Here is a 26,255-nt window from a genome sequence, read left to right as displayed (position 1 = left end):
TACCTGCGCTTCAACCTGGACATGGATAGATCACTGCGGTTTCGGGTCTACAATAACTAACTCTCGCCCTATTTAGACTCGCTTTCGCTTCGGCTCCGTGTTTTCCACTTAACCTCGCTAGTTACTGTAACTCGCCGGTTCATTCTTCAATAGGCACGCCGTCGACCACATAAGGGTCTTCGACTGCTTGTAGACATACGGTTTCAGGTTCTCTTTCACTCCCCTCCCGGGGTGCTTTTCACCTTTCCCTCACGGTACTATGCGCTATCGGTCGCCAAGGAGTATTTTGCCTTGGAGGGTGGTCCCCCCTGCTTCCCACAGGGTTCCTCGTGTCCCGTGGTACTCTGGATTCTGACCATTAGGCTCTGTCTTTCGCTTACAGGGCTTTTACCTTCTGCGGCCTACCTTTCCAGGTAGTTCGACTAGACCTGACCTAACTTCTGTCAGTCCTCAACCCCAAAGAGCAAAGCTCTCTGGTTTGGGCTCTTCCCCGTTCGCTCGCCGCTACTTAGGGAATCTCGTTTGATTACTTTTCCTCCGGGTACTTAGATGTTTCAGTTCCCCGGGTGCCCTCCTAGCATAAGCTAGGTGACGGTGCATTACCACCGCCGGGTTCCCCCATTCGGAAATTCATGGATCAATGTCTGCTTGCGACTCCCCATGACTTTTCGCAGCTTACCGCGTCCTTCTTCGGCTCTTGGCGCCTAGGCATCCACCGTATGCCCTTACTAACTTGACTTAGTTCAACTGTCTATTGCGCATCATCTGCTTCGTTGGTCCTCAGACGCTTGCTTACGTACTTGTCAGTACGCCGCGCTTCACGTCTTCCGGTCCGCCTCGCATCTGATACACACTAGCCAGTTTCACGTCGCCATATTCATAGCTTACGTTTTGCCTTCAGTATATCCTAATTGCGCGTAAAGAACTTCTCATATAATATATGAGGCATTACTTTACTTTTGCTTTCTTCTGTGCAGTTTTCAAGGAACACTTTCTCGACTTTCGATTTACGACTTTAGACTTTCGATTTTCATCGAATGTCGCAGGTCGATCGTCGAACATCGAGATGAACCAGCAACTTCCTAATCTCCCAGGCCGTTTCCAACCAAGTACCTTCGGCGTTTATGGGCTTAACTACTGTGTTCGGTATGGGAACAGGTGGAGCCCCACAGCTATCGTCACTGGATTCTTTTGTTTCAGGAATATCTATGTTATCATAGTCACTTGTGTATTTCAACAAGTAACTTATGGTAATTGGCATTCCCTCAAAACCAAACAATGTAAGTGCTTGTGCATCTGCCAAATGTACCGACCTAGAAGTAGCTCGATTTTTATGTCGAAAGTCAAAGGTCGACTATCGAACGTCGAGCAGTTCTCCCTAGAAAGGAGGTGATCCAGCCGCACCTTCCGATACGGCTACCTTGTTACGACTTCACCCCAATCATCGGCCCCACCTTAGACGGCTGACCCCGGTTCGACATTCGACCTTCGACTTTTGACTTTCGTAAGGTTCTTGCGGAGTTCCTTTTCCTTACGAATATCGTATGTCGAAAATCCAATGTCGAATCGGTTATCCCACCGGCTTCGGGTGTTTCCAACTTTCGTGGTGTGACGGGCGGTGTGTACAAGGCCCGGGAACGTATTCACCGCAGTATGCTGACCTGCGATTACTAGCGATTCCGACTTCACGGAGGCGAGTTGCAGCCTCCGATCCGAACTGAGAGCTTGTTTATGCGTTTGGCTTACCTTCGCAGGCTTGCTTCGCTTTGTTTAAGCCCATTGTAGTACGTGTGTAGCCCAGGACATAAGGGGCATGATGACTTGACGTCATCCCCGCCTTCCTCCGCATTGTCTGCGGCAGTCTCCTTTGAGTTCCCACCATTACGCGCTGGCAACAAAGGATAAGGGTTGCGCTCGTTGCGGGACTTAACCCAACATCTCACGACACGAGCTGACGACAGCCATGCACCACCTGTTTTCGTGTCCCCGAAGGGAGGAACTTATCTCTAAGTTTTTCACTCAATGTCAAGCCCTGGTAAGGTTCTTCGCGTTGCGTCGAATTAAACCACATACTCCACCGCTTGTGCGGGCCCCCGTCAATTCCTTTGAGTTTCAACCTTGCGGCCGTACTCCCCAGGCGGGGTACTTATTGCGTTAACTCCGGCACAGGAGGGGTCGATACCTCCTACACCTAGTACCCATCGTTTACGGCTAGGACTACCGGGGTATCTAATCCCGTTCGCTCCCCTAGCTTTCGCGCCTCAGTGTCAGACACAGTCCAGAAAGTCGCCTTCGCCACTGGTGTTCCTCCCAATATCTACGCATTTCACCGCTACACTGGGAATTCCACTTTCCTCTCCTGCACTCAAGATCCCCAGTTTCCTGCGCCCATACGGGGTTGAGCCCCGCACTTAGACACACGACTTAAGAATCCACCTACACGCCCTTTACGCCCAATAATTCCGGACAACGCTTGCCACCTACGTATTACCGCGGCTGCTGGCACGTAGTTAGCCGTGGCTTCCTCCTTTGGTACCGTCATTACTTTAGATTATTTACCCAAAGCACGTTCGTCCCAAACGACAGAGTTTTACGATCCGAAAACCTTCTTCACTCACGCGGCGTTGCTCCGTCAGACTTTCGTCCATTGCGGAAGATTCCCCACTGCTGCCTCCCGTAGGAGTCTGGGCCGTGTCTCAGTCCCAGTGTGGCCGTTCATCCTCTCAGACCGGCTACTGATCGTCGCCTTGGTGAGCCTTTACCTCACCAACTAGCTAATCAGACGCAGACCCATCTCTAAACGATAGCTTATATATAGAGGCCATCTTTCTTATCTCTATCATGCGATAAAGATACCACATTCGGTATTAGCACCACTTTCGCGGTGTTGTCCCCATTTTAGAGGCAGGTTATCTACGCGTTACTCACCCGTTCGCCACTAAGTTGTTATTGCTAACAACTCCGTTCGACTTGCATGTGTTAGGCACGCCGCCAGCGTTCGTCCTGAGCCAGGATCAAACTCTCCATAAAAATATATTTATGGAGCCTTGATGGCTCATAAAATTCAAAAAAAAGAAATTGTTTTGTGTGCTCAATGAGCACCGCACATCTGGCTTTCCGTACATTGTATTGAGGCGCCATAACACGACGGCTATACAGCCATGCATATTATGAGGCTCATACGATAGTACGCTATGATGCATTACTTACATTGTTCAGTTTTCAGGGAACGACGCGCACGGATGCGCTAGTGTCACGGACGTACCATGGACGGTACGCTTTGTCCGGGACCACTTTTGTTGTTACCGCTGCTTAACGGCGGAATATTATAATAACATTTTCATTTGTTTATGTCAACATTATTATTCATTCCAATTATTGGCGCCGCTATCAGCGACTTTTATAGATTATCACGATATTGGCATTAAGTCAACTGTAAATTTCTAGATGCTATTATCCTACTGGCAATATTCGAGACTCTCACCTTAGAAATAACCCAATTTAGTAACATATAAAGATAAAGAAACGCCAAACTTTGCAGCCTGGCGTTTCTTTTATTTATTTTTTTAATACTAGAAGCGGAAATCCCGTTTTCCGTCATGAAGTTCACGTAAATGTTCTATTGCAATTTTACGGACTTTTTCATTGGTAATGCGGGGAATCTCGTTGTCAATTACTGCCTCTCCTTTTATCCTGGTATCTTCCGAAGCATAATCCTCTAGGTATTCCTTAAGTGTCATAAGCGCATTTGGCTGACAACAGTTTGCAATTTGTCCGGATTTTACAAGACTCATAAACCGATCTCCTGTACGTCCTTCGCGGTAGCAGGCAGTACAGAAACTTGGAATATAACCCAGGCTTAATAACCAGTTGACTATTTCGTCCAAAGTGCGTGTATCACTTACATCAAATTGGGCCGAGTTATCCTCTTCTGCTTCAGGCTCGACATACCCACCCACACTAGTCCTAGAACCGCCGCTAATTTGAGATACCCCTAATTGCAGCACGCGTTCACGGGTTTTCTCAGATTCACGGGTGGATACAATCATTCCAGTATACGGAACCGCGATACGAAGCACTGTTACTATCTTAGCAAAAATATCATCAGAAATAGCATTAGAAAAGTCTTCTGGATTAATATCGTCCGCAGGGCGAATACGTGGAACACTGATAGTATGTGGGCCTACTCCGATTGCAGCCTCTAAATGTTCAGCATGCATAAGTAAGCCAACAAAATCGTAACGGTACATGTTTAAACCAAATAAAACCCCAATCCCAACATCGTCGATCCCAGCTTCCATTGCCCGGTCCATAGCCTCTGTATGATAGGCATAATCATGCTTCGGTCCGGTCGGATGCAACTCTTCATAACTTTTTTTGTTATAAGTTTCCTGAAAGAGTATATACGTACCGATACCGGCATCCCTTAACTTACGGTAGTTTTCTACAGTTGTTGCGGCAATGTTAACATTAACACGGCGGATAGCGCCATTTTTATGCTTGATGCCATAAATAGTTTTAATACTTTCTAAAACATATTCGATGGGGTTATTAACAGGGTCTTCTCCTGTCTCTAAAGCTAAGCGCTTATGCCCCATATCTTGTAAAGCAACTACTTCACGAGCAATTTCTCCCTGCGAAAGCTTCTTCCGGGAAATGTTTTTATTGCTATGGTGATACGGGCAGTATACACAACCATTTATACAGTAATTAGAAAGATATAAAGGTGCAAACATTACAATACGGTTTCCGTAGAACTTTTGTTTTATTTCCTTAGCCAGCGACATCATTTTTTCGTTCAAATCTTCCAAATCACATTCTAGAAGCACTGCCGCTTCACGATGGCTCAGTCCTTTACAATCCTTGGCCCGTTCCAAAATGCTGCTAATCAATTCGCGGTTGCTTTTGTTTTCTTGTGCATAAGCGAGTGTATCTAATATTTCGTGATCATCAATAAATTCGCTGGCATTTTTTGATTTGACGTTATACATTTTTAAGACTCCTTTACCCATAATTTTTATTAAAATTCCACTGTCCCTACAGCGGATAACCTACTCCGGTTACATATACATACATGCATCCCTTTACAAGAGTTTCGTACCTGTTAATTTTCTGTAGTTGACGATAACTTAGAATACACAGTTTTAATATTAACGTGAGGAATCATTCCCAACTTACCGGACAGAGCGCTGATAATATTGTTAGGCGCATCCATCACAATGCTGATTACGGCAACACCACGTTTGGGGTAGGGTATTCCCATTCTGCCTACGATATATTCTCCGTATTCATGAAGAATATCGTTTATTTTCTGGGATGAATCTTTATTCTCAACCACAATTCCGATTAGTGCAATTCTAGTCTCCATTAAATTGTCCTTTCGCTATAAAGTAGAGTTAAAAAGCTAGAATTCTTAGAGCGGTTTAATCACAGATATATAAAAAAACCTGCTAGCGCGGGCCTTTGATACCGAAATCCGGTACTCAAATCCATTAACCCCGGCAACTCCCGTAACCCCTGGCCCTTTGCCGGAGAAAACGTTCCGCAGGAGAAAAGCCGGGCGGTATTCCGTTAAGAAATCCGTACTGTTTGAGCGCAGCGAGTTTACGGATTTTAGGAGTACTGTCTGGCTTTTCAGCTTTTGGAGGCTTCGGGCCTAGACCTTTTGTTACTTTTGGGTCAATTGCCAAAAGTAAGATTCCGCAAACCCGCGCCATTCCTCCCGCCTCAGCCTCTGAAAACTTATACTTTCTTATCTTTAAAAAAACACGGCTTACGCCGAGCCTTGGCGAAAGCGGAAGCCGCTATTGCCCTTATCCAGGCAAAAGTTGTACTTTCTATCAAGATAAAAAATCCTTGTACCCAAATAGGCACAAGGATAGAATGACAATAATTAAGGGGAACATACACAATTATGCTCCTCTACATATTACCCCTATACTCTCGCCTTCTCATTTGGGACGAACCCTCATGTATTAGCACGATACTTTTTTTCAATTCATTAAAGAGGTTCACTACAAGAAAGAGTAGATCTCTCAATCTCAGACAGCTCACCCAAATATTGTATTTATATTAGCATGATTGCTGCAAAAAAACAAGGCTTGTTTTATTATTTTCTGAATTTTTAATACAATACTATTTGTAATCTTTATTCTTCATCCATATCAGTGATTAGGCAGAAATCTCCTCATCCGCCTAAAAAACTCTCTTAACCGGCAACATTATACTAAACTTAGTACCGCTGCCCAGCTTGCTCTCTACTGTTATTTTGCCGCCGTGCTTGTCAATAATCCATTTAGCAATAGCCAAACCCAGTCCGGTTCCGCCTTTTTCCCTTGAACGAGCTTTATCGCTGCGGAAGAAGCGGTCAAACACACGCTGCAAGTCTTCGGGTGGTATTCCCTGGCCGGAATCTTCAACAGCCACTGAAATATTGCCGCCATGTTTTGTCGCTGTTATAAAAATTTTCCCGGGCGGCAGGGTATATTTTATCGCATTGTCCAAAAGTATCACCAGTAACTGATGGAGGCGTTCCCTATCTGCGGTTAGTTCCAATTGTTCACTTATTTCCGCCTGCAGGGTGATGCCCTCCATTTCGGCCAACGGGACAAACTGTTCGGCAACAGCATTAATTAATTCGTTTACGCTCACCAGGCTAAGTTTTAACTCACTTTGGTTGGCATCAGACCTTGCCAGAGTAAGCAAGTCAGAAACCAGCTTAGTCATTCGCCTAGTTTCTCTAGCAATGTTGGTAACTCGAATACTTTCTTCTTCAATGGTATGATCCGGGTGCCTGAGCATCAATTCGGCATTGCTTTTTACCACAGCCAGTGGTGTCCTAAGTTCGTGGGAAGCATCAGCAACGAACTGTTGCTGGCGGTCCCAGGACTTCTGAATAGGAACCATTGCCCGCTTCGCCAGATAGTAGCCGGCAAGAATAATAATGAGAACCCCGGTTATCATGCCGCTCGCAATAATAATCAGCAAGTGTCGCAGCGAGGCCACTTCTGAATCCACTAATGTTATGGCAATAATGCCGTTGATAGCGATTGGGCCACGATCTGTCATCAATAAATTATCTTCGAACGGATAAGGAAAGGTTATAACCCGGTAAGAATGATTTTCGAATTCTTTAGTAACTATTCTATCATCCGGTTTCTGATCCTCCACCAGTTCGCTTAAGCGCGTGATGTCGTTATCATCAGTATAAAATATATTAACAGTTCCTCCATTAACATCGCGCAACATGATAATTACACGCGGATCAAATAAAAAACGGTTGCGGCTCTGCGGAATAATCCGACCATTGACTATTCGAAAGTTAGTTGCCTTGAGCCGCATGGCATCGTCAACTTTGTCAAAAAGTCGATAGGATATATAGCCGTAGATTACTGTCCCGAAAACCATGAAGATAATTAAAAAAACGATCGAATTCATAGCCGACAAACGACGTAATGTACGCTGAAACATCCTATTTCTCCTTAAACATAAAACCCGCGCCCCGCACAGTTTGCAGTAAACTTTCCCGCCCCATCGGGGCTAGCTTTTTGCGCAGATAATGAATATATAAATCAACAACACTAATTGTGGTTTCCGATTCGAAGCCCCACACTCGGTCAAAAATTTGTTCTCTAGTTAAAATCTGCTCTTTGTTTAAGACCAAGAATTCCAGCAATTCATATTCCTTGGCCGTTAACCCCAGTGGATGGTTATCAATAAACCCGTCGCGCAATTTGCTATCGACCCATATACCGCCATAACCAATCTTGCCGTCATTTGCAAGCGAACCACTGCGCCGTAAAAGCGCCTTAATTCTAGCCAAAAGCTCCTGAATGGCAAACGGCTTGACTAAATAATCATCCGCCCCTGTTTCTAATCCGCAAACCCTGTCATCTACACTGTCCCGCGCTGTTAACAATAAAATAGGCAGAGTATTGCCTTTAGACCGGATTCTTTTCACAATTTCAAGACCGTTAATCTCAGGCAGCATAATATCCAGTATCATTAAGTCATAAATACCCTGTTCAGCTAAGTATAATCCTTCATCACCGACGGCAGCTTCATCTATAAAATAGTTCTCCTCTTTTAATAGTGAAACGATGGCCTCCCGCAGTGCATGATCATCTTCCACAACTAAAATCTTCACCAAACCACTCCTTGTTCCTTACGCCGTATGTTCATAGCGCAGGTAAGAGCTTTCTGCCCACACATAGTACACTTACCCAAAGCGTAGGCCATTATTCCTTTTCTGTCAAGACATGCTTATTATCATCTACGGCTGCCGTATGTTGCTTAGACGAAATATATGTCAAGACACTATCCACCTGCGCATTCTTTTCCGCTATCGACACCGTTTGATCTTTTATACTAAAGCTTTCAGCCGCAATATCCGGTTCGGATATATAGACCATGGCCGCGACCGGCGAGGCCATAATCAAAAACGTCGTGACCAGACTTAGAAATCCGCTTACCATGCGATGTATTATTTTTTTCATTTTTTTCACCTCTTCCTCAGACTATTCGTTTCCTAAAATAATGTTTTCATTATACATTGCATTTTTTTGTTTTGTTTTAGAAAATCGCTCGTAAAAAATAAAAGACTGCGAAGACCCATACGGGCTCCACAGCCTTGTAGATTAGCTAAAACTATGTTATAGATCCATAATTATGGGCAAAATCATCGGTCTGCGCCCAGTCTTCGAGAACAAATACTTAGTCAGTGCTTCCCTAATACCTGATTTAAGTGGAGCCCACTCGGTAATCGGCTGATTTTCAAATCGCTCTAAAACACCTTTGACTATGTTGCGAGCTTCGTCAATCAACGCATCCGAATCCCGCACATATACAAATCCCCTGGAAACAATGTCCGGCCCATCCAAAATACAGCCTTTTGCCTTATCCAGTGTAACGACAACAATCAAAACCCCGTCCTGGGATAATTGCCGTCTGTCCCGGATTACAATATTGCCGACATCGCCAACCCCTAATCCATCTACAAAAATTTTTCCAGAAGCAACTTTACCAGCAAAGCGTCCTGTCTCAGCAGTAAATTCAAAAACATGACCATTCTCGCCAATAAAGACATTTTCTTTGGGTATTCCAATTTCATTGGCCAGCCTGCCATGTTGTTTAAGCATTCTGTGCTCGCCATGAACGGGAATAAGATACCTAGGCCGGGTTAGATTCAAAATAAGCTTAAGTTCTTCCTGGCTGCCATGGCCAGAAACGTGAATTCCTGATCCCCGCTCGTAAACAACATTTACGCCAAGTCGCATTAATGCGTCGATCGTCCTCCCGACTGAGCGTTCATTGCCAGGTATTGGTGTAGCGGCTATAAGTACGGTATCACCCGGAGTCAATTCTAAGCTGCGATGGTTTTTTGAGGCTAACCGGCTAAGAGCTGCCATGGGCTCACCCTGGCTGCCGGTAGTCAAGATCAGGATCTGATTATCAGGATAGCGGTTGATTTCTTCAACCCCAATCAAGACCCCCTCAGGTATGTCCATATACCCCAACTCGGCTGCCTTATTCACAACCGTAACCATACTCCGGCCAAGCAGAGCTACTTTACGTCCGTAAGTAATCGCTGAATTAATTGCCTGTTGTAATCTCGACACATTCGAGGCAAAAGTTGTCAATATAATCCGGCCTTTAGTCGACGCAAAATATTCATCCAAAACTTCGCTTACAGTACGTTCGGACTTAGTATAACCGGCGCGCTCGGCATTTGTACTATCAGAAAGTAATACCAGCACTCCCTGGTTACCTAATTCAGCAAATTTATGAATATCAATCATTTTGCCGTCAACCGGAGTTTGGTCTATCTTGAAATCCCCGGTATGAACAATCGTTCCAATCGGAGTTTTTAAAGAAATAGCCAATGCATCCGAAATCGAGTGGTTAACACGGATAAAACCAACCTCAAACTGGCCCAGTTTTATAGAATCACCAGGAGCAACAGGAATAAGCCTGCGGTCCGATACATCATATTCCTTTAAACGCCCCTCAACCAGACCTAAAGTCAGCGGCGATCCGTATACAGGCACATCTACCTGCCGCAGCAAATAAAACAACGAGCCAATATGATCTTCATGACCATGAGTTAAAACAACAGCCTTAATTTTGTCCTTATTTTCAATAAGATAAGTCATATCAGGTATTACTAAATCAATACCCAACATGTCTTCTTCGGGGAATGCCAGGCCTGAGTCAATAACAATTATATCGTCACCATAACGGAATACCGTCATGTTTTTTCCGATCTCACCAAGCCCCCCCAGCGGAATGATTAAAAGTTTTTCGTTAGTATTCAAGAGAACCTCCATAAAAATATATAATATTATTAAAATTCGATAAACAGTAGCAGCTTATCCTCATTTAGGCTTTTATTCCTCCATAAAAGTAGCTGCTTCTACCTGGACTATTTTTCTTTTAACTCCACTTAATCGGTTGGGAGTCTTAGAATAAGTTCAGCCCCAGGTAAATAAGACATGCTTGCGCCGTTCATTAGTTGACAGCGTAAATAACTTTTGCCAATAACAAAAATCAAGCTTGCTGTTGAGACAGAGTAGACTTAACTTCAGGCGGGGTTTAGCCTCATCTGAAAGTTATCGCCCTTATCCCGGGATTTATCCGATCGCCTATACCCGTACTTAGAGGTGGTTAATCGCAGGATAAATTTAGACTAGGACCCCGGCGGTCCTAGTTTTTACTCAACGTTACATTATCATCCGCACAATATGATTAAACTTAACGCCGATCTCTAACTAGTCCCTCTATTATATACAAATGACGCGTATTTTGCAAATTTTAGCGCAAATGGCTCATTGTTGGAAAAAGTAAACCAAGCTGTTTTAACTAAAAATCCTTTAGAATAATTAAGTTGCTTAAAGTCTTTTCACTATATATTATTTACATAATCCTATATAAATATTTACTGCAATACCATCATCCGCTAATTTAACAACTCTTACCTGCGACACAGGCAGTCCTCCTTGTCCATTTTCATCGATAAGCAAAGTGGGCGGCGATATTAGTAAAACTACTACAAGCATTAGCGCAAACCATATTCCCCATCTCAGAAATAGCACTTTGCGAAAGCGGACAAAATATCCATTGTACATAAATAAAAAAATAAGTCTTGCTTATAACAAGACTTATCCCTAAAAAATGCTTTATGCGAAAGATACGAGTACCATGGTTCTGTACATTATTGCTTATTGGTTTTTTCCTATCACACCTAGCCGCTTAATAAAAAAGATTTTCTCCAACAGGATAATCGCTTTGCGGTAGAGATCAGGCAAGTCCGGATGGTAATAAACAATTATACCGTCAACTATTTCTTTATTATAACGGTCTATACTATTGTTAACACCCAATCGCACGGATGGGCGGCGAGGTACCGGCCCGCAATTACCACCTTTTCAAATCCCCAGCGGCCGTTCAACAAGTTCAATAGAAACGACGGGGTCGGCGGCCTTATTGAGAATATAAGTTTTGGCTTCAGGTTCGATAATAATCTGCAAACAACGTTCCCCCTTCTCAATTACTTTCGTACTTACTATTGGCAACAGAGCCTGTTTTTCTTTCTCACTGAACATTGATATTATGAATTATTTTACCCACATAGCTAACATTCCTCCTTTTTATTAAAATGCCATTTTGATGCAAAAAGAGCGGGACTAAGTGCAGTCCTGCTCCTTTGTTCCTGTATGTATTTGGGCAATTACTAAATAGATTCAAGCTTAACTTCCGATTTTGCATTAGCCAGTGACAATAAGTATCCTAATACCGCTCCGACGATTGCGGGTACCAGCCACCCAAGACTAACATCGAATAACGGCACATACTTACTAAAGAACTTGTGTACAACACCCAAGGGAAGGTTAGCTGCCACCAGCCCGTCAACAACACTTACAATCGTTGTAAAAAGCAAGCTGCCGCGATACACTTCCGAACAGCTATTAAACAGCGGGTCCAAGAAAGAAAGAAAAATTAACACGATAACCAAGGGATAGATACTAACAAGCACAGGCACCGAAAAAGATATCAGCTGCGTTAAACCAACATTGGCAATAACAGTACTGAAAGCTGACAATATAAATACCAGCATCCGGTAATTCAGTTTTGGGAAAAATTGTGCGAAATACGTAGCACAGGAAGATACTAATCCGATACTTGTCGTTAAACACGCAAATAAAATTGCCAAACCTAAAACCAAGTTGCCAAAAGAGCCATAGTACAGATTCGCCGCCTTGGATAATATGATTCCGCCATTTGCTGCTTGCCCGATTGCCCCTACGCTGGTAGCGCCAAGATAAGCTAGTGAAACATAGACAATTCCCAGGAATGAGGCAGCTATCAAGCCGGCCCCTGTACAAACTTTGGTGATTTCTTTGGCGCTTTGTACACCTTTGCTCTTAATTGCGTTAATAACGATTATACCAAATACGATTGAGGCTAAGGTATCCATTGTTAAATACCCTTCCTGAAATCCCTTAAAGAAGGCATAGCTTTGATATTGGCCGGTCGGAGCCTGTGGTACTCCCATTGGGCTGATAAAAGCCTGGATTACCAAAAAGCCTAACATAATCAGCAGAGCCGGCGTTAATACCTTGCCAACCCTGTCAACAATTTTGGTGGGATTTAAGGCAAGCCAGCAGGTAACTGCAAAAAACACCAGCGAATAGATGATAAGTCCCACGCCTTGACTGGCAGCCTCGCCTGACAAAAAAGGCTTAATACCGATTTCATAGGAAACTGCCCCGGTACGAGGGATGGCGAACAAAGGTCCAATAGTTAAATATGTACTCACCATTAAAACAGTGGCAAACCGCGGATGAACTTTTCTGGCTAAAGCCCCGGCGTCACTACTCCCTGACAAACCGATAGCCAATACTCCTAAGAGCGGTAAGCCAACCCCGGTGAGTAGAAACCCAATCATAGCCGTCCATATATTACTACCTGCCGCTTGTCCCAAGGCAGGTGGAAAAATTAGATTTCCTGCGCCAAAGAAAAGAGAAAACAACATGAGCCCAATGGCCAGTGTATCCCCAAATGATATTTTTTTTGCCTCCATTTTAAACATCCTTTCCGTAGTTATATCGTACCATTATATTACATGTTTACAATAAAATCAATTTTATGTATCCTTATTTTGAACTTATATCTGTTACCACAGGCTATTTCCTCTTGAAATATAAAACCAGCAAGCCCTGCAGTGGCTTGCTGGTCTATGTTAGCAATTATTAGTTTGCTTTATTACATTTTTTAGGCAATATACTTATTGATATTGCCAACTACAAAGCTTTCTTTCCAGGTAGTCAATGGTGCTAAATAGCGTTAAACCAATGCTGCTTAACGCAACAATGCCTGAGTACATCTCCAGATAATTGACGCGCAGCCAGGCATCCATGATGAAATACCCCATCCCGTATTGAGTGCCGAAGGTTTCGGTAAAGAACAGCACCGATACGGCGGTAGCCATTGCTACCCGCAATGAGGTTAAAAACTTAGGCATCGAGGCTGGAATTAATATTTCCCGGAAAATATCAATGTAACTGGCCCCTAGCGAATACATGGGGAAGTACGCTTCCTTGGGAATGCTTTTCACACCGTCCCGAACTGCCACAATAACCTGGAAAACCACAATTAAGAATATCATCAATATCTTAGAAATTTCCTCAAGGCCAAAAATCAGCATAACAACAGGCAAAAGCGCAATTTTAGGAATAGGGTAGGTTAAATAGACAAGCGGTGAAAATAACTTGTCCCACGCGGAAAAGTAACCCATACAAAGCCCCAGAGATATGCCCACAAGTATAGCTAACAGCACTCCGGCGACAATCCGCCAAAGACTGTAAAAACCGTGAATAGCAATCTGAGACACAAAAATTTGGGTCAAGTTCACCATGACCGCTTTAGGAGAAGGAATAATCGGCAGATTAACCAAACTGGCAATAATCTGCCAAATTACAAAGAATATAATTGTGCCATATAGATACCAAACTCCCGGTCCTCTTTCGTTCACTTTGACCAATCCTCTTTTATCATCTTTCTTAGCTCAATACACAACTCAAAAAAAGCTTGTTGATTTCGGACGTCTTCCAGCCCGAACAAGGGATTATCAATAACCTTGCTGACAGTTCCGGGAGCCGCTGACAAAATTACAATTTTCCGTCCCAAATAGACGGCTTCTTCAACATGGTGGGTAACTAAAATAGTCGAAACAGAATGTTGCCGCCATACCTGAAGAAATACGTTTTGGATTTCCTCACGAGTCATAGCGTCAAGCGCAGAAAAAGGTTCATCCATTAATAACAAGTCAGGATCTAAGAGAAAAGCGCGCGCTAAAGCCACCCGCTGCTGCTGACCGCCGCTTAACTCCCCCGGATAACGGTATTCGAGGCCGCTAAGTCCTAACAGTTGCAGCATGGCTGATAAATTCTGGCCACTATCCTTAGTATTTTTATGCTTTAGTTTTACTCCAAGACGAATGTTCTCATAAATGGTTTTCCAGGGCAGCAGCCCGTAATTCTGCGGAATAAAACCAATAGTCTGCTGTTTTGGTGTGACCGGCTGACCACTTATTTCAACAAGGCCGTCGTACCGGGTAACTATCCCTGCCATTACCTTGAGCAGCGTTGATTTACCACAACCGGACGGGCCAATGATAGCACAAGTTTCACCTGCGGCAAACTCCAGGTTTATGTCTTTGAGCACAGGATACGAAACCCCTCTAGCCTCATAAGAGACGCTTAACTGCTTGATCTGAATCATAGTTATTGCCTGATGAACCGGTTATCAACCAAGTCAGAATAAGTATATTTGCTCTGAATAAGCTGCCTAGTGAAGAGCCAGTTCACGACATCATCAACATCTTTTTGTTCTGGCGCCATGGCCTTTTTATAGTTCGGCAATACCAGTGTGCCCTTCACATCTTTCGGGAAGCCGGCTTTTTCGATAACCAAATCTATATAATTTTCCATCGGTTCTTTGGCCAAATAATCGATGGCCTTATTATAAGCCCGGTACATAGCTTGCAGCTCTTTTTCCTTTTCGGTTACTGCTTTCGTCGTGAACAGCATAACACCAGGATTAATGCCCAGTTTATCCGAGGAGTTAATTAGTTTGGCGCCATTCTTAATTGCTACAGTTGCCATAGGTTCCGGCAAAGTCGCTGCGGCAATCTTACCATTTTGCAGCATTTCCAGCCGTGCAGGAATTTGCGGAATAACTACTTTATTAATTGCATTGGCAGACAAACCGCCCTCGGTGGCAATCCTATCAGTTACATAATCAATAATAGTATTTTTGGAAATAGCCACATCTTTACCTTTTAGTTCCTGAATAGAAGCCGCTGTCTCATTTTTGCCGGCAACCATTTTATAACTGCCGGTAGTGAGTGAGGTAATTTTGGTATCAAACCCACCGGCTTTAGCAAAGGTTTCGGCCAGCATATCTGAGACAGCTCCGTCAAGATTACCGCTTTGCAGAGCACTATCCCGCTCCATCGCGCTCTTAAACGGTTTTAGCGTTACCGTCAATCCTTCTTCTTTAAAGAAACCTTTTTCCTGGGCAATGATAAAAGGAATAGAATCAACATCAGGCATAAGTCCAATGGTAAGTGCTTGCAACTGCCCTTGCTTCTGGGGAGCAGTTTCTTTTTTATCGCCGCCGCAGCCTGTTACTATAAGCATCATCATAGCGACAAACAATACAATGACCTTTCTTAGCATTTTCAGTCCTCTTTTCTTAATTTCGTCATTTTAGCATAATACTTCGACAATTACTTTGCTCTTACCTCCAAAACTTTTGTTAATCGCATTATTAAACCGCACAAGTGACATTATCAAAACTTCTCCCCAAACTTTCACCCTAGGGGAAAATTGACAATAACGCTTGTTCCCTGATCAACTGTACTATCCACCCGAATAGTCCCATCATGTTTCTCTATTATCCATTTTGCAATCGCCAGACCTAGACCGGTGCCCCCGGTTTGCCGGGTCCGAGACTTGTCACAACGGTAAAATCGGTCAAATATGTAAGGCAATTCCTCCGGCGCTATGCCCGCCCCCGTATCTTGAACAGTTACCTGCAGTTTATCGCCTCTACGCCTGTTGCTAATCGTTATCTGCCCACCGGCCGGGGTGTATTTAATGCTGTTATCCAAAAATATACGCAAAACCTGTTTTATTAGCTGCCTGTCAGCATAAATAACGGTTGGTTCATTAGCATCTTTCACCAAGGTATGCTCAGAATCTACTAATGCCGTTTCAGTAACCACTTCCTGTATTAGTTCATCCATGGCAAAAGTGGTTTTGACAATAGCCTGCGTAGCTTGTTCAGCCCTGGCAAGAAACAAGAGCTTTTCTATTAAATCTTTCATATGTTCGGTTTCACTGGCAATGGCATTTACGGCTTCCTCCAGCACCGCCTGGTCATCTTTCCCCCACCGTCTTAATAGGTTGGCGTACCCTTGAATAACAGAAATGGGCGTTCTAAGTTCATGGGACGCATCAGATACAAATTGTTTTTGTTGGTCGTAGGATGCTTCAATACGGTCAAGCATCTGATTAAATGTCTCCGCTAATTCCTTTAATTCATCATGTGAACGCACAACATCCAGCCGTGTGCGAAGATCGCTGGCAGAAATAGAGCGGGCAGTGCGGGTCATATTATCAATAGGCTTAAGCATTTTTCGTCCATTCCAGTAACCAATAATGGCAGCAAATAATACGGCCAACATAGAAAAGAGTCCTAAAAACAGCAGCAATATGGCTAGATATATTTTTTCCTTATGTATGGCTTGAGATAATTGTATTTCATAGACGTCATTACCAGCTTCGGGATAAACCCTAAGATTCATAAATTGATACCTGTCATCAAACCAAACCCCAGGTACTCCGTTAGGCCCCGTACCCAAAAAGGGTCGGCCTGACAATGTAGTTCTGGTCACGGCTTCCACGGGATAAGCGTAAAGGATCTTCCCAGTTTTATCAAGCAATATAAGCTGGATATCCTCCATTTCGGCATACGCCGTAATCGTCTCTACCGGCACCACTGCATTTTGCTTTATTTCATAGGCTATTACTTTAGCCTTGTTTTCCAGGGTAATCTGAGTTTGTATTGCCAAAAACAAGCCAAACACGCCCGTAAGAGCAAGACTCCCGGTGAACAATAGCAAGGAGAAAATTACTGCGTACATGCTTGTAGTTTTAAAGGTAATGGAAACTCTAAGCCGCTTGCTGATCTGCTGCCATAGGTACCGAAACGGGCCGGCAGCGATAGACCAGAGGAAACCCACGATGCAAAATGGCAGAGTTATCAGAAACCATATACCGAAAACTATACTTTTTACCCGTTGTATAAAACCCCAATACTTATTCATGTCTGAGGACATATCCTATTCCTCGTACAGTATGGATAAATTTTTTGTTATATTTATCATCAATTTTGCTTCGCAAATACCGGACATACACATCAACTACATTGGTATCTCCCTGATATTCGTATCCCCAAACGGCCTCAAGAATTTTGTCTCGAGACAAAACAACATTTTTATTTTCTGCTAAGTAATGCAAGAGATCAAATTCTTTTTTCGTCAAATCTACTCCCTCACCGTCCAGGCGTACCGAACGCTCGCTGCTATCAATGATCAAATCACCAATTGCAACCTGTATTTTTGCGATTGTCAACCCTCTTTTCTTAAGTGCAACCCGTAGTCTGGCCAGCAATTCTTCTATAGCGAACGGTTTCGTCAAATAATCATCCGCTCCCATGTCCAGGCCCATAACTTTATCAGTGACAGCATCTTTTGCTGTCAGCATAATAACGGGAATATCGGTCGACTGGCGCAAACGCCGTAACACCTCCATGCCGTTTAACCCTGGCAGCATAACATCCAATATTACCAAATCAAACTGCCCCTGTATTACTTTATCAAGTCCGGCGCGGCCGTCGTGGGCCTGCTCTACCAGATAGCCTTCATGAGTAAGTTCCAATTCTAAAAACCGGGCGATTTTAACTTCGTCTTCGATAATCAAAATGTGTTCCCCTGACATTTCGTTCCTCCCATTCTGATGCCGTTCATACCTATTATACCAACTTTTCAAATAACTTCTGACAACATTTCGCTAAAATATGTAAGACGGGGAGCCTCAATGGCTCCCCGCAATTTTGATTACTTATTCAAGGCGGCAGTTACTTTATCACCAACAGCACCGGTAACAGCAGAGACTTTTTCTAAGGCCTCATTCACATTAACGTCCCCGCCGTCCGATTTTTCAAACCGCAGTGTATGTTTCGTGAATAACGCAAGTAAAGCGGCACCGATCATGATCGGCGGAAAAAGGATAATGGCTATGGCCAAAATAGAAACCGGTATATTAATTACGATATTATCGGATTTCTTAATTACAAATTTGTACTCGTTTCCTGTTCTGATGATAGATTTAGCGGTATCCTTTATTGCAGTCCAAACAGTTTTAGACGTATCTGCGTTCTGGGAAGGTGTATTTACTTTATTTTGTTTCTCAAGATGCACAAGCGTCTCGACAATATCGTAATTGCACAATTCCAGTGCTTCCTTAGCTTCGGCATAGGTAACATTGGCTCTTTCTCTGATGATTTCAATTTGTTCAAGCAAGTTTTGCATTACTGTGTCCTCCATTTAGTTAATTATTTAGGCTATGAGCTAAGTATAATCTCCTACCATTAAAGAACTTTTAAATGAAGATTAGAATTTGATTAAAATTTTAATCTTCAATTCGCGTTAGCATAAAAAAACCGAGTGCAGCCGAAAGCCGGCACCCGGTTACTACTCATTCTGTCTTAGCGAAATTCCTGCGAAGCTTTATTTCTATATTCTTGTACTTCTGTCGTTAATTTATAGTCATTTTTCTTTAATACGGACAAATAATCACTCATTACTTTAGAAAAGTTGCCGTTCGTTGCGGTAAAGGAAGCTGACAAATAGGCTTGCTTGGCTTCCGCGGTCATTTGGTTATCTTCGTAACTAAACAACGGTGTATTGTTTGCTCCATAGAGTGCAAACACAGTATATCGTTTGAGCAACTCCTGCACATCCTCCACTTTAGCAGAGTTGCCGAATTCTTTAATAAACCGTTCTTGGTCTGAAGCCCGTTTGAGTATCTCAGTCCAGCTGATCATCAGTCCGGCATCCTTAACAGGTGTCTTATCCGATTCCACCGCCATGATATCGATATATGCAGCTATATCCTGAGGCATAGCACTGCAATATTTCTTGTAGGCAGAATAGTCGATAACCGGGAAAAACATGCCTTCGGCGGTTTCCACCTTGAAGCCGCTGTTCTTGACCTCAAGCAATAAGTCTTTTACTGTTTTGTCTTGTACAGTATGGAGGTAGCTGTCGGATATGCCCTGCCGAAAGCCTTTCGCCACAACTTGCTGCACTTGTTCACCAGCAAATTTATCTTGAAATTGCGACAGCCTTTCCTTTTGTATTTGTTCCAGACCGCTGAGCATAGCCGCCGCATTCTCCGAAGAGACAGCTGTCAAATTGCTGTCAATAAACGTAATGATTTCCGGAATTGTGACCGTTTGCTTCTTAAGCAGCGCCGAAAAATCATCCATAATGGCCTTTTCCTTGGCCGCTGTATCTTGGATCGCCTGTTGTTTAGCAGGATCGGCGACAGAGCCGGACGCTTTGTCGGTCCCCCCTCCTATTGCCATCGCCAATGCCAAAACCAACGCTATTCCCGTTAACTTTTTTATCATTTTAATCACATTATGTTCCTCCAAAGTCTAATGTTTATACATTATTATAAACGTAAAAACCTCACCAAGGTAACGGAAACTGTTATGACAAATTTATTCCAAACACAGATTTGTTGAATCCTATCTAAAAACCATCACAGTTTTTTCTAAATTATTTATTTGTAAAATTGCGAAAATTAACTTGAAGAAACAAATTTCAAATGAAATTCTAAAAATTAATCTATATAATAACCATCAGTACAGACCATTCTAAACTTCAAATAAAGGGGGATACCACAATGTTTAGTGGTTTACTAATCGCCGTATTAATTGTGGGCTACCTATTCTTCTTATATCAAGTCAACAGAATTCTCAATTTAAGTTAAGATACAGTAGACTAACCTCCGCTGGGGTTTAATCCCGCCTGGTGGTTAGTCATCGGATAAAGGTCAGCTCACAAAATGCAGGGTCTACAACAGGCCCTGCGTTTTTTTCATCCTGATAGAAAATATAACTTTCGCCTGGATAAGAGCAATATCGACTTTCTGCTTTCGCCAAAGGCTCGGCGCAAGCCGTGTTTTCGTTATAGTTATTTATAAGAATCTGCACCATGATAGTTCCTCTCTTACCGCATATACTAAGTAAACCTTTGTAGTAATTGATAGTAGGGAGGATTATAAATGCACGATGATTTACTGGTTATTGGCAGTACACTATTTACATTGGGGTTACTGCTATTAATCACCCGGATATTGGGAAGAAGAACATTATCTGAGCTTACCTTTTACGATTTCGTAATCGGCTTAATTATCGGCCAAATTGGCGGATCAATGATTACTGACCCGGAGTTTAGCCTGCGTAAAGGCACAGTGGGCTTAGTATTGGCTACATTATGGATTTTAGCTCTAAATCTACTGTCTTTAAAATCGATACCGGCCCGGAAACTCATTGAGGCAGAACCGTTAATGGTCATACACAAAGGCAATATCCTAGAAGACAACCTCAAAAAACGGTACTACAATGTCAATGATCTGCTAGAAATGCTTCGTGAGCAGGGAACCTTTAACCCTCAGGAAGTGGAATTGGCAATCATAGAATCTGACGGCCAACTTAGTATCTTGAAAAAACAAGAATATCAGCCAGTAACAGGCAAAGACCTGAACTTGTCTGGTCAACCCCTCAGTACCTCTTCTTATTTAACCGGTAAGGAGCTAATCATTAACGGAAAATTCATCGAACAAAACCTTACCCGGATTGGTTTAACGACAGAGCAGCTCAATCAACAATTAGTTACCCTCGGTATTACTAATGTAGCTGAAATAACTCTAGCCATGATCACCCCTGATGGTAAGCTGTATGTTGACAAAAAGAGGGATCCTATATCTTGACATACCGTTTGCCTTTGTGTCCCCCAAATTCCACCTTTCCTCGTTATAGTTCCAGCTTGAATATTATCAACGCTTGCCGAGCCTTAGCGAAAGTGGAAGCCGCTGCTCTTATTCAGGCAAAAGTTATGCCTTCCATCAGGACTAAAAAAAACTCCCCTGCCGATAGCAGGGGAGTTACTTTTCTTAGTAGTTTTTGTTGCTTTGGAAGCAGTCTCTGCAATAAACAGGACGGTCATTGCTCGGACGGAAAGGAACCTGAGTTTGAGCACCACAAGCAGAGCAAGTTACATCAAACATTTCGCGTTGTTGGAAACCGCCGCTGCGGCCGCCACGGTTGTTTTGTTGCTTACGGGCTGCTCGGCATTCCGGGCAACGGCCAGGTTCGTTGGTGAAACCTTTTTCTGCATAAAAATCTTGCTCCGAAGCAGTGAATACGAAGTTTGCACCGCAATCGCGGCAGGTTAATTCTTTGTCTTGTGCCATATTAAATAGCCTCCTCAAATTTTGTTACCCCAATAGTCCTTAAAAATCACTCATTGGGCATCTCGACAATGCTTGAGAAGACTAATGATAATTTACCATTTCTATTATAAGGGCTATTTAAGTATACTATAAGACCTAATAAAAGTAAAGCTCATATCCGGAATTTTTTTGAAAATATTCTTTAAAGTCTGTAAAATTGCTACTAATTCCCAGATTTATGACCACCGGAAGCCATTCCCGCCGGCTTTATACCAATTACGGGAAAGTTCCAGCCGTATTTGATACAACAAAGACGTAAACCGGTAGTCACAGCAAAACAAACATATAAGGGTATATTGCCGGTAAAATAAAATTGCAAATAGAAAAAACTGATAGCGCCTACAATTGTTGTCATGGCATAAACCTCTTGCCTGAAAACATACGGGATTTCCTTAACAAAAACATCCCGTAAAACCCCACCGCCAATACCAGTAATAACAGCTACTGTTGTTACAGCAAAAACTGTGCTCAAATTATGGACCAGAGCAAGATTGGCGCTAGTCGCGGTAAAAGCCCCCAAGCCGATGGCATCGCATATTTGGATGGTATTTTTAAATTTGTCCAGCCAACGGTAGGTAAAACAAGCACCCATAGCGGATAAAGCGCTGACGATAAAAAAAGTCGGATCACGAAAAGTCAGTGGCGGAGTATTTCCAAGAATTACGTCCCTTAAAATACCACCGCCGATCGCAGTGGTTAAGGCCAGTACCAGAACACCGAAGATATCCAGCCTTTTGTTTATTCCCGCCATTGCTCCGGAGATAGCAAAAGCAATAACTCCTATAATTTCAAATATACTCCAAGCTGTCATTTTCAAATTCTCTCCTATAAAGTAGACTGCAACTACTATTTAATTAAGCCGCAACAGAAACCCCCATAACGTAAATTGTTATAGGGGCCTTGATTTTTATACTACAAGATTCAGTTTACCAGCTCAAGAAAACACCGTCAATTATTATTTAAACAACGTATACAGTATACAATGTTTTTAAGCAAAGTTCAATACAGTTACTTCTGCTAAATTAATGTCAAATACTTAGCAAAACTAATGCCTACCCAGGTGGCAAAAAAGCCAATTATACAATTTCCCAAAATATTATAGGCCGCAAATGCAGTATCGGCCTCTTGCAGTAATTTAATAGTTTCATAACTGAAAGATGAAAACGTTGTTAGTCCTCCCAAAAAACCGGTAGTTATAAACAGCCGCCACTCCGGCTTGGTAACAACCTTCTCAGTAACCAACGCCATAAAAAAACCAATTATGAAGCAGCCAGCAACATTAACAAATAAAGTGCCATAGGGAAAATCAGAACCAAAGCGGCCGGCAGCCCACGAAGACACCAAGTATCTTGCCACCGAGCCGATCCCGCCTCCAACTGCAACTATAAGAACGCTTTCCACTGTATCAACTTCCTTGTCTGCAAACCCTACCGTTTCGGTGGTTCTTTGCCGTATTTTATTACTTCAATATCTTCTATCGTAACTAAGCCTTCCTGCATCATTTCATCTAAAAAAGGCAGAAATTTATTAATGTATTCTTCACTATCAACAATTTCAACAAGAATGGGTAAATCGCTGGATAAGTCAACAATACTTGCCGTATGGATCCTACTGTTGGCCCCATACCCCATTAACCCGCGAAATACCGTAGCTCCCGCTAAATCCAATTCCTTTGCCTTTTCAACCAGGGCATGATATAAAGAACGGTGTTGCCAACGGTCTGATTCCCCGATATAAATCCGTAATCGTTTTGCTTGACTTGCAATTTTCGGCATTAAGATCCCTCCTTAAAGTCTTCTAATAGACTCCCGTTCTTCCTTCTTTTATCCGATGACTAGCCCGCTCTAAAACTCCCCCTTCTCCAGCGGGAGTTAGAGCGGCTAAGTCCCTGGCTAAGGGCGACTAACCTTCAGTTGGGGTTAAACCCCCTCTGAAGCTAAGTCTACTTTATGCTGGTAGGAAGACTTTTACTCTATGCATTCAAAAGCAAAACAACAAACTCCTACCATCACTGGTAGGAGTCATCATTGCTTATAGCAAATTTGCGGCGAACTCCATCGCCCAAAGCACTCAATTATAGGTAAATTATAGCAGTAAAAATAGCCTGAAGTCAATGTGCAGATAAAAAACAAAAAAAGAGCCCGAAGGCTCTTATAAGTTTTTCTACAAACATCTATGTTTATTCTCTAAATAAGCTTCAACTTTGATTACTAGAACTAAGAAAATAACGCAGGCTGACAACGTTATCGCTATCCCAGTAATCATTGCGTACACCTCCTTATTTAATTAGTTCTGTTAACTTTAGTATACAACAACCGACCTTGTTTTTCAATCTTCAGTCTATTAAAACCTAGTTATGTAGCCTCTTGCTGTTAACTTAGTTTTTTCTTCAAAAATAAGACTGTTCCTTCGGTAATAATGTATGCACCATATTACCATTGAGGAACAGTTGATCGCACAAATATTTATCTTAGCAAAAAAATTCATAGTTTACTTCAATACATCTAATGTTTCGGTTGCCCGTCTAGTTTCGCCTTGGCTGGCGCAAATAGTAACTTATTTCAATACATCCAATGTTTCGGGTTGCACACCTCCGCTATTGATATACTGTGTCAGATTAATACATCTAATGTATCGGTTACCCAAAATAAACTGACGGGTTAGATACACATTGACTGATGCATTTCAATACATCTAATGTGCAGGTTACCCAGAGCTTGCTTTCTGCCCTGCGTAGAAAAAGCATATTCAATACATCTAATGATCCAATCACAAAATTACTATTTACAAGCCTTTCGCCGCCCTTCCCAACAAACCCTGCTGATAAGACAGGCAAAATGCTCCCGATTAGAAAAAGTATAATATCCTATTGCCATCCTGCAGCAAATCACCATTTTTAACTTGTTTTACAGCGCAGTTGGTAAAGAACAGTTGATCAAATATATAAAAGTTATGGTCTGGCTGCAACGCTACCGGAGCACGCTCGGCAAATATGTAAGCTGGTCTATCCGCAAAAGTTTGCGAATCGTCGATTGCATCCAAATCACCGGCGAATAACGAATTTATAAATTGCAATCCAGCGCGTTCCATAGATACTAAATCGCAACATTCTACATTAGTAATTGCGGCCGGAAAATCATTTTTCCCAAGATAGGGTATATAGACACACCGTTGTCCGGTTAGATAAGCTAAAAGCTTGTCCCCTAACTCTTGCTCAATATCTCCTCTTATAAGATATATTGTCCAGGCGGGATTTTCCAACCATTGTTCATACACCTGCAAATTTCCGCCAGCTTCTCTGGAAGCATGGCCACTGCTGTTATTAAAGTATTGAACTTTCTTGGCAAAATAACCCCGTTCCGCTTCCGGTACTATTGCCAGCTTAATTCCTGTGAGCCTTGCATAGAATTCCGGAAAAGTCTTCTTATGTTCACCATATAGCCTGTTTTCCCGGTAGCCGCTCAACCCCAGTATAGCACCCAATAAACCTAACAAGGCTATCCGGTGGATGTTATTATAGGTAAAATATACTTTCTCATTTACATCCGGCTTGCGAAAGCAGGCTGCATCTCCTGATAATCTGAACTTTACAGCTTTGATTTTATTCATCTATGCCTCGCACCCTTAACTTTTCTTGGCTATTGCCCGCCCAAACAAATCAAACTTCTTGCACGATAAACTGCCAAACTCAATATCAGTATCCACGGGATTGTAGTAAACTTCAATATTATCAATATTTACCTCTAATCCCTTGAGCAAATCGGCGACCTTAACTAAACTAATCGTATTACGGCCATTTTTCTTACTAAATTCGACATACCGATCCAGATTTGGCAAGTACAACTCACTGTTTTCTTTGCAGGTGACAAATAAAGCAAACTCATTCTCACTACCGTTCTTACTGTTGGTATGAAAAGCAGTTGCCGCTACCAAACAGCCTTGCTTAAACTTATTGTAGGCTTCCTTAGTATAGCCTTCAAAGCTTTCTATATCTAGGTCCAGGTATTCCAGATAATTGCCTGGGTTTACTGCAACCGGGTAAAAATAATGAGCTTCATCTGTTACTATCTTGCTTCCAACCGTTGAAGCCGTTGCGTCTTCCCTCTTCTCACTCGAGTTGCGGTATGGTGAAAGTATTTCCTGCGTTTCAATCTGCGTTTCTGTATATTTGTTAAAACCCTGACCGACTTGTACGGCTCCGGTTATGCTGATATTTTGTTTTCTTTCAGCAAATGTAACGCCAAAATTCATAACATCAATAGCCGAAAATAGATTTTTTAGCACTTCCTTAGCAGACGTTTTATCATTAATAGCCGTATTAAAAATTTGTTCATACCGTTCCTGCAAATCCCTTGGCTGCAGTTTTCCAGCCTCATCGTCATTTTTAGTTTTTGCGCTGATTTTGTAAGACTTTATTGCTAAAACTTTTTCCCCCGCTGCCAACCACATTCTTTTAATTGGATACTTAAACGCTTTATCACTGCCAAAGATAGTGCCGTTGGAAATGCTTTTCGGTCTGGCGCTGAAATCAGCATTCCAGTTGGCCATAATGCTACGGATTGCCACAACACCATAAACACGATTATTCATTTTCATTGACTAACTCTC

General features: G+C 42.6%; 22 protein-coding genes, 3 rRNA genes and 1 riboswitch (1 of these 26 cut by a window edge). Of the genes, 1 reads left to right on the top strand and 24 read right to left on the bottom strand.

What is annotated here, in order from left to right; all coding sequences use genetic code 11:
- From SRRS_RS04635 to SRRS_RS04550, 18 genes are all read right to left on the bottom strand, one after another.
- A 23S ribosomal RNA gene (locus SRRS_RS04635) occupies positions 1–739 on the bottom strand; it reaches 2,176 nt to the left of the window's first position.
- A 330-nt stretch (positions 740–1,069) separates the two neighbouring features.
- Positions 1,070–1,186: ribosomal RNA gene (gene rrf / locus SRRS_RS04630) — 5S ribosomal RNA — on the bottom strand.
- Positions 1,187–1,382: 196 nt separating this feature from the next.
- A 16S ribosomal RNA gene (locus SRRS_RS04625) occupies positions 1,383–3,030 on the bottom strand.
- The 16S, 23S and 5S rRNA genes sit together here, the layout of an rRNA operon.
- 542 nt (positions 3,031–3,572) lie before the next feature.
- On the bottom strand, positions 3,573–4,991 hold the full coding sequence (gene hydG / locus SRRS_RS04620) for a [FeFe] hydrogenase H-cluster radical SAM maturase HydG (protein WP_371366658.1): 1,419 nt from the start codon (positions 4,989–4,991) through the stop codon (positions 3,573–3,575).
- A gap of 113 nt (positions 4,992–5,104) precedes the next feature.
- Positions 5,105–5,368, bottom strand: a complete 264-nt coding sequence (locus SRRS_RS04615) for a TM1266 family iron-only hydrogenase system putative regulator (RefSeq protein ID WP_371366656.1) — start codon at positions 5,366–5,368, stop codon at positions 5,105–5,107.
- An 827-nt stretch (positions 5,369–6,195) separates the two neighbouring features.
- The gene (locus tag SRRS_RS04610) at positions 6,196–7,470 is read right to left on the bottom strand and encodes a sensor histidine kinase (protein WP_371366654.1); all 1,275 of its coding nucleotides are present in this window, start codon (positions 7,468–7,470) and stop codon (positions 6,196–6,198) included.
- A gap of 1 nt (position 7,471) precedes the next feature.
- A complete protein-coding gene (locus tag SRRS_RS04605) occupies positions 7,472–8,146 on the bottom strand; it encodes a response regulator transcription factor (protein ID WP_371366652.1) in 675 nt (224 codons plus the stop codon).
- 91 nt (positions 8,147–8,237) lie between these two features.
- Positions 8,238–8,495 carry a hypothetical protein gene (locus SRRS_RS04600; protein ID WP_371366651.1) on the bottom strand — a complete coding sequence of 86 codons (258 nt, stop codon included), beginning with the start codon at positions 8,493–8,495 and terminating at the stop codon, positions 8,238–8,240.
- A gap of 156 nt (positions 8,496–8,651) precedes the next feature.
- Positions 8,652–10,325 carry a ribonuclease J gene (locus SRRS_RS04595; protein WP_371366649.1) on the bottom strand — a complete coding sequence of 558 codons (1,674 nt, stop codon included), beginning with the start codon at positions 10,323–10,325 and terminating at the stop codon, positions 8,652–8,654.
- 1,403 nt (positions 10,326–11,728) lie between these two features.
- Entirely contained in the window at positions 11,729–13,078 is a 1,350-nt protein-coding gene (gene brnQ / locus SRRS_RS04590) for a branched-chain amino acid transport system II carrier protein (protein WP_371366647.1), read from the bottom strand.
- Positions 13,079–13,282: 204 nt separating this feature from the next.
- Positions 13,283–14,029, bottom strand: coding sequence for an ABC transporter permease (locus SRRS_RS04585; RefSeq protein ID WP_371366645.1), 747 nt, complete (start codon positions 14,027–14,029; stop codon positions 13,283–13,285).
- The gene (locus SRRS_RS04580) at positions 14,026–14,778 is read right to left on the bottom strand and encodes an ABC transporter ATP-binding protein (RefSeq protein ID WP_371366643.1); all 753 of its coding nucleotides are present in this window, start codon (positions 14,776–14,778) and stop codon (positions 14,026–14,028) included. Before SRRS_RS04580 ends, SRRS_RS04585 begins: the two co-directional genes overlap by 4 nt.
- 2 nt (positions 14,779–14,780) lie before the next feature.
- Positions 14,781–15,737: an ABC transporter substrate-binding protein gene (locus SRRS_RS04575; protein ID WP_371366641.1), complete on the bottom strand. Its 957-nt coding sequence runs from the start codon at positions 15,735–15,737 to the stop codon at positions 14,781–14,783.
- Positions 15,738–15,871: 134 nt separating this feature from the next.
- Complete coding sequence (locus SRRS_RS04570) at positions 15,872–17,401, bottom strand: sensor histidine kinase (protein WP_371366639.1); 1,530 nt, start codon at positions 17,399–17,401, stop codon at positions 15,872–15,874.
- Positions 17,382–18,062 carry a response regulator transcription factor gene (locus SRRS_RS04565; protein WP_371366637.1) on the bottom strand — a complete coding sequence of 227 codons (681 nt, stop codon included), beginning with the start codon at positions 18,060–18,062 and terminating at the stop codon, positions 17,382–17,384. Before SRRS_RS04565 ends, SRRS_RS04570 begins: the two co-directional genes overlap by 20 nt.
- 119 nt (positions 18,063–18,181) lie before the next feature.
- Positions 18,182–18,655 (bottom strand): DUF4342 domain-containing protein, encoded by a 474-nt coding sequence (locus SRRS_RS04560; RefSeq protein WP_371366635.1) that lies wholly within the window; start codon positions 18,653–18,655, stop codon positions 18,182–18,184.
- Positions 18,656–18,831: 176 nt separating this feature from the next.
- A complete protein-coding gene (locus SRRS_RS04555; protein WP_371366633.1) occupies positions 18,832–19,767 on the bottom strand; it encodes a hypothetical protein in 936 nt (311 codons plus the stop codon).
- 405 nt (positions 19,768–20,172) lie between these two features.
- Positions 20,173–20,349, bottom strand: coding sequence for a hypothetical protein (locus tag SRRS_RS04550; protein WP_371366631.1), 177 nt, complete (start codon positions 20,347–20,349; stop codon positions 20,173–20,175).
- A gap of 68 nt (positions 20,350–20,417) precedes the next feature.
- On the opposite strand from SRRS_RS04550, the gene SRRS_RS04545 reads away from it, so the two are divergent.
- On the top strand, positions 20,418–21,125 hold the full coding sequence (locus SRRS_RS04545) for a YetF domain-containing protein (protein ID WP_371366630.1): 708 nt from the start codon (positions 20,418–20,420) through the stop codon (positions 21,123–21,125).
- Positions 21,126–21,308: 183 nt separating this feature from the next.
- Here SRRS_RS04545 and SRRS_RS04540 read toward each other — a convergent pair whose 3' ends face one another.
- The 6 genes from SRRS_RS04540 to SRRS_RS04515 form a co-directional block, all read right to left on the bottom strand.
- Positions 21,309–21,608, bottom strand: coding sequence for a zinc-ribbon domain containing protein (locus tag SRRS_RS04540; RefSeq protein WP_371366628.1), 300 nt, complete (start codon positions 21,606–21,608; stop codon positions 21,309–21,311).
- A 202-nt stretch (positions 21,609–21,810) separates the two neighbouring features.
- Positions 21,811–22,458, bottom strand: coding sequence for a trimeric intracellular cation channel family protein (locus tag SRRS_RS04535; RefSeq protein WP_371366626.1), 648 nt, complete (start codon positions 22,456–22,458; stop codon positions 21,811–21,813).
- Positions 22,459–22,664: 206 nt separating this feature from the next.
- A complete protein-coding gene (crcB, locus tag SRRS_RS04530; protein ID WP_371366624.1) occupies positions 22,665–23,048 on the bottom strand; it encodes a fluoride efflux transporter CrcB in 384 nt (127 codons plus the stop codon).
- A gap of 26 nt (positions 23,049–23,074) precedes the next feature.
- On the bottom strand, positions 23,075–23,422 hold the full coding sequence (locus tag SRRS_RS04525) for a DUF190 domain-containing protein (protein WP_371366623.1): 348 nt from the start codon (positions 23,420–23,422) through the stop codon (positions 23,075–23,077).
- Between the two features lie 233 nt (positions 23,423–23,655).
- A riboswitch (Fluoride riboswitch) is annotated at positions 23,656–23,718 on the bottom strand.
- Between the two features lie 776 nt (positions 23,719–24,494).
- Complete coding sequence (gene cas5b, locus SRRS_RS04520) at positions 24,495–25,256, bottom strand: type I-B CRISPR-associated protein Cas5b (RefSeq protein WP_371366621.1); 762 nt, start codon at positions 25,254–25,256, stop codon at positions 24,495–24,497.
- A gap of 15 nt (positions 25,257–25,271) precedes the next feature.
- On the bottom strand, positions 25,272–26,243 hold the full coding sequence (locus tag SRRS_RS04515; RefSeq protein ID WP_371366619.1) for a type I CRISPR-associated protein Cas7: 972 nt from the start codon (positions 26,241–26,243) through the stop codon (positions 25,272–25,274).
- Between the last annotated feature and the right edge of the window lie 12 nt (positions 26,244–26,255).

This window comes from Sporomusa rhizae, assembly GCF_041428845.1.
Taxonomy (GTDB): domain Bacteria; phylum Bacillota; class Negativicutes; order Sporomusales; family Sporomusaceae; genus Sporomusa; species Sporomusa rhizae.
This window is presented reverse-complemented; position numbering and strand designations above follow the sequence as displayed.